Origin of the sequence: Soonwooa buanensis (genome assembly GCF_900167905.1) — a bacterium.
Classification (GTDB): domain Bacteria; phylum Bacteroidota; class Bacteroidia; order Flavobacteriales; family Weeksellaceae; genus Soonwooa; species Soonwooa buanensis.
Genome location: NZ_FUYZ01000028.1, coordinates 1 through 1,646, shown reverse-complemented (window position 1 = coordinate 1,646; position 1,646 = coordinate 1). Strand labels below are relative to the sequence as shown.

General features: G+C 45.9%; 1 rRNA gene. It reads left to right on the top strand.

Annotated elements, in window-relative coordinates:
* Positions 1 to 1,322: ribosomal RNA gene (locus tag B5X62_RS15385) — 16S ribosomal RNA — on the top strand; the annotation flags it as partial.
* Positions 1,323 to 1,646 lie beyond the last annotated feature (324 nt).

Genomic DNA, 1,646 nt, shown 5'->3' with positions numbered 1-1,646 from the left:
AATATTGAAAGATTTATCGGATAAGGATGGGCACGCGCAAGATTAGGTAGTTGGTAGGGTAACGGCCTACCAAGCCGATGATCTTTAGGGGGCCTGAGAGGGTGATCCCCCACACTGGTACTGAGACACGGACCAGACTCCTACGGGAGGCAGCAGTGAGGAATATTGGACAATGGGTTAGCGCCTGATCCAGCCATCCCGCGTGAAGGACGACGGTTCTATGGATTGTAAACTTCTTTTATATAGGGATAAACCTACTCTCGTGAGAGTAGCTGAAGGTACTATATGAATAAGCACCGGCTAACTCCGTGCCAGCAGCCGCGGTAATACGGAGGGTGCAAGCGTTATCCGGATTTATTGGGTTTAAAGGGTCCGTAGGCGGGCTTGTAAGTCAGTGGTGAAATCCGGCAGCTCAACTGTCGAACTGCCATTGATACTGCAAGTCTTGAGTAAATTAGAAGTGGCTGGAATAAGTAGTGTAGCGGTGAAATGCATAGATATTACTTAGAACACCAATTGCGAAGGCAGGTCACTATGTTTTAACTGACGCTGATGGACGAAAGCGTGGGTAGCGAACAGGATTAGATACCCTGGTAGTCCACGCCGTAAACGATGATTACTCGTTTTTGGGGCTTTAGCTTCAGAGACTAAGCGAAAGTGATAAGTAATCCACCTGGGGAGTACGTTCGCAAGAATGAAACTCAAAGGAATTGACGGGGGCCCGCACAAGCGGTGGAGCATGTGGTTTAATTCGATGATACGCGAGGAACCTTACCAAGGCTTAAATGGGAATTGACAGGCTTAGAAATAGGCTTTTCTTCGGACAATTTTCAAGGTGCTGCATGGTTGTCGTCAGCTCGTGCCGTGAGGTGTTAGGTTAAGTCCTGCAACGAGCGCAACCCCTGTCACTAGTTGCTAACATTAAGTTGAGGACTCTAGTGAGACTGCCTACGCAAGTAGAGAGGAAGGTGGGGATGACGTCAAATCATCACGGCCCTTACGCCTTGGGCCACACACGTGCTACAATGGACGGTACAGAGGGTAGCTACCAGGTGACTGGATGCAAATCTCGAAAGCCGTTCTCAGTTCGGATTGGAGTCTGCAACTCGACTCTATGAAGCTGGAATCGCTAGTAATCGCGCATCAGCCATGGCGCGGTGAATACGTTCCCGGGCCTTGTACACACCGCCCGTCAAGCCATGGAAGTTTGGGGTACCTGAAGTCGGTGACCGTAATAGGAGCTGCCTAGGGTAAAACAAGTAACTAGGGCTAAGTCGTAACAAGGTAGCCGTACCGGAAGGTGCGGCTGGAACATCTCATTTTAGAGCGTCCTTTGGACGTAAAACAAATAACAAGATGAGAGATTAAAGACACGAGATATGAGACTAAAGTCTATTGTCTCAAATCTAATAGTCTCAAGTCTGATAACATTCTTAAACAAAGCATAGCTTTGGTTTTTTTACTCGGTTGTAAATATTAACAATACACCCCTAAGAATTAGTACAAGGGAAATATGAGATTTTAGATTGCAAATTATAGATTTTAGATTTAGAAATTAATTTAAAATTCAAAATTTAAAATTTAAAATTAAATAAAGTCTCGTAGCTCAGCTGGTTAGAGCGCTACACTGATAATGTAGAGGTCGG